The organism is Bradyrhizobium sp. (genome assembly GCF_049512235.1).
Lineage (GTDB): Bacteria > Pseudomonadota > Alphaproteobacteria > Rhizobiales > Xanthobacteraceae > Bradyrhizobium.
This window is the reverse complement of sequence record NZ_JBEKXH010000695.1, coordinates 1-2,754: the sequence shown is the minus strand read 5'-3', so window position 1 is coordinate 2,754 and position 2,754 is coordinate 1. Positions and strand designations below refer to the sequence as shown.

The window sequence follows — 2,754 nt, the reverse complement described above, 5'->3', positions numbered from 1 at the left end:
CCGTACGCTTCAGCGCCGTCGTCTTGCTTACGAGGTATTCGCTCACGCTTGGCATACCGCCCCCCGCCCTGCGAACCGTCGCACGCCTGACGCTGCCGCGTCCACCGCATCTCATCCCGCGTTTCATGACGATCGCGAGCCGCCCCTCTTGGTGGGATGAGACGAAACAGCTTCTAGACTGATTCGAACAAAAAGGCAACAGAAATATTTTTTCATGTGGGTATTGACAACCTCGAAACATCCCACCAAGGGCGCGCCTGTCACGTCGGCGCGGCCTCATTGGCCAGTTCGAAGGACGAGAAAAAGGACGAGAAAAAAGTTGACACGTCGGGCAAATCACTGACAAATCGTCACCATCGCAGCCATCAGATGCCCGCGCCGGGACACCGGTCGCGGGTTTTTGTTTGCCGTCAACAAGCCTGCTCCGGACCAGCCAACCGGCCGGCGCCAAACCTGGAGGCTGAACTCATTTGCCGGCGGTCCTTGGCAGTGACCCATCCACCGTGACGCCCGGGCTTGTCCGATCCGAACGAAAAAAGGAACAGAAATATTTAACACCTGCACCTGCGGCGAGATGGACTGCTTCGTCGCAAGAGCTCCTCGCAGTGACTGGAGTTTTTTTACAATAGGGTCCCTCCGGAGAGTACCGCCATCGCAGGAGGTTTGTGAGCGCGTAGGATGGGTAGAGCGCCGCGAAACCCATCGCCTCGGCGGCATCGCGATGGGTAGCGTGATGGGTTTCGCGAAGGGCTCAACCCATCCTACGAGCTGAAGCCGCTTGCTGCGCTTGGGGGAGAGCACGTGAAGCCGTGATGCCATCAGCGTGATAGAGGAAGTGCCTTGTCTTCCCTTCGAAACGGTCCCGCACGACGGCTTCCGCGAATGCCGTCGGAAAATTGTCGGCCGCGTAAAGCACTCGGAATGCGCCTGAAGGGCTCGACAAGCGACTCGATCCGAAACCCGCGCTGGCAGGCGTCGAGCGACGCCGGCTCGGCAAGATGCGTGGCCAGTCGGCGATGCGGGCTTCGAAGACCCTCGCCCGTAGCTTGGATGTGACGATCTTCACGCGTAGTCAAACGCCCCATCCGCCGCACTTTTGACCAGCGAGAAATCACCATCGCGAAGCTTGTCGATCGGCGGTTTGCCGTCGGTCATGCGGTTGGAGGCCACCAGCCACTCCCAAGTCTCTTCGGGCGACGTGAACAGTGACGCAATGACATCGAGCCCCTCAATGGGCCTGCGCCGCTCGAACTGCCGAAGAGGGTAGAGGAAGTTGCGAAGACCTTTGCGCAACGCGATTACTTTGTTCGCCTTTCGCCAGTTATCGAGTGTCCCGCGCGAGATGCTCAGCCGCTCTACCAACTCTCCGGCCCCGACGAGGTCGCTCTCCAGCCAATCGGCCGATTCATCATCAACCGTGATTGCGTCGAGAAGCCTGCCTCCTTCCGCTGCTGAGACGACTGGGCCAATGCCGCTGCCCTGGAGAACTTTGCTGTCATGAGCAGCGAGGGACGCATTCGGCTTTCGCTCCCGGCCGCGTATCGCCTTCGCTGCGGCTGGAACCGCCACCTTCAAGACCTTAGCTAGCTCGAGCAAACCAGCCATATCCATTCGCTCGACTTTGCTCTCGATTGCCTTGGTCAAAGCGGCCCGGGCGGGATGTGCCTGCTTCGCCGTGCGCATGGGTCGTCCTCCGTAACTGGCTCGCCGGTGGGCAATATAGGCAAATTAGGCAGAATATGCAATGGCTAGTTCAAGGGACGGCTCCTTCGGCAGCCGTGTGAACTCACCCTTTCGTTGCAGACTACGGACTTGCCCCGGATCGGCCCACCCCTGCGGCTGTCGATGACGCCGAGGCGGCCTATCGTGGTGTCACAGGCGCCGGCTTCTGCAGAATCGCGATTGCCGGTGATTCCGTCGGTGGAGGGGCTCGCCCTCGTTACAGCGGCGAGGATGATCCTGGCCGCGCGTGAAGGCGCGACGCCGTCGCCGTGTCACCGGCGGCTTGAATTTCACCTAAAACAGCGGTTTGAAGTTGGTGTTGCGGCTGCCGGTGAGCGATCTTCCGCACCATTCCATCACCATCACTCGAACGGAGAAACCCCATGACGCGTATACTGTTCGTCGGCCAGAAGCCTGAAACGGTCGATTTCTCGGACCCCTCCTTGCCGCCGGGCTTCGATGCCAAAAAGATCAATGCCGGGATTGCGCTGGGGGTCTCGAAGATCGAGGAACGGGGTTGGCAAGGCGATACCTGCATGATCACGCCCGATGCAGCCGGAAGCGCCATGCTTGAAACAGCGCTGAAGGGCGCCGCCTACGACTGTGTGGTGATCGGCGGCGGCCTCAGGCTTCCCCCCAAAAGCCTGGCATTGTTCGAGACGGTGGTGAACATCATTCACAAGGCCGCGCCAAACGCGGCGATCGCCTTCAACACGCGTCCCGAAGACACTGCTGACGCGGCTGCGCGACAACTCAAGGCTGGCTGACCGGTATTCCCGATAGCTGCGAGGCCACGCCTGATCGGACAATTCGTCGAAGCCAGGAACACCGGGTTTGGACGTCGGAAGATCGTGCGGCGACATAGTTCCTTCGTCGACCGCCGGCGCCCGATCCGTTGTGGTGGCCGCCTCAGGCCAAAGCGTTCTTGACCGGGGCCTTCAGGAGATGGCGCGACGCGCCCCAGTCGTTGCATGAACCTTACGCCCAGAGGGCGTGGGGAATGCCGGATGCCCAGTGGCACCCGCAGCCTCG

4 protein-coding genes and 1 pseudogene are annotated in these 2,754 nt (G+C 60.9%); 3 read left to right on the top strand and 2 right to left on the bottom strand.

The window, feature by feature from the left end; genetic code table 11:
• Positions 1 to 182, top strand: a 182-nt coding sequence (locus ABSG20_RS34080; RefSeq protein WP_423868832.1) for a hypothetical protein, incomplete at its 5' end; no start/stop codon positions are given.
• 569 nt (positions 183 to 751) lie between these two features.
• Here the strand turns inward: ABSG20_RS34080 and ABSG20_RS34075 are convergent.
• On the bottom strand, positions 752 to 1,066 hold the full coding sequence (locus ABSG20_RS34075; protein ID WP_423868831.1) for an RES domain-containing protein: 315 nt from the start codon (positions 1,064 to 1,066) through the stop codon (positions 752 to 754).
• Positions 1,063 to 1,683 (bottom strand): antitoxin Xre/MbcA/ParS-like domain-containing protein, encoded by a 621-nt coding sequence (locus ABSG20_RS34070; protein WP_423868830.1) that lies wholly within the window; start codon positions 1,681 to 1,683, stop codon positions 1,063 to 1,065. The genes ABSG20_RS34075 and ABSG20_RS34070 overlap by 4 nt, the downstream gene beginning before the upstream one ends.
• Before the next feature lie 128 nt (positions 1,684 to 1,811).
• Between ABSG20_RS34070 and ABSG20_RS34065 the strand changes: the two are divergent.
• Both ABSG20_RS34065 and ABSG20_RS34060 read left to right on the top strand, forming a co-directional pair.
• A pseudogene (locus ABSG20_RS34065) lies at positions 1,812 to 1,973 on the top strand (alpha/beta hydrolase fold domain-containing protein); the annotation flags it as partial.
• Positions 1,974 to 2,105: 132 nt separating this feature from the next.
• The gene (locus tag ABSG20_RS34060; protein WP_423868829.1) at positions 2,106 to 2,489 is read left to right on the top strand and encodes a hypothetical protein; all 384 of its coding nucleotides are present in this window, start codon (positions 2,106 to 2,108) and stop codon (positions 2,487 to 2,489) included.
• The last annotated feature ends 265 nt before the right edge of the window (positions 2,490 to 2,754 follow it).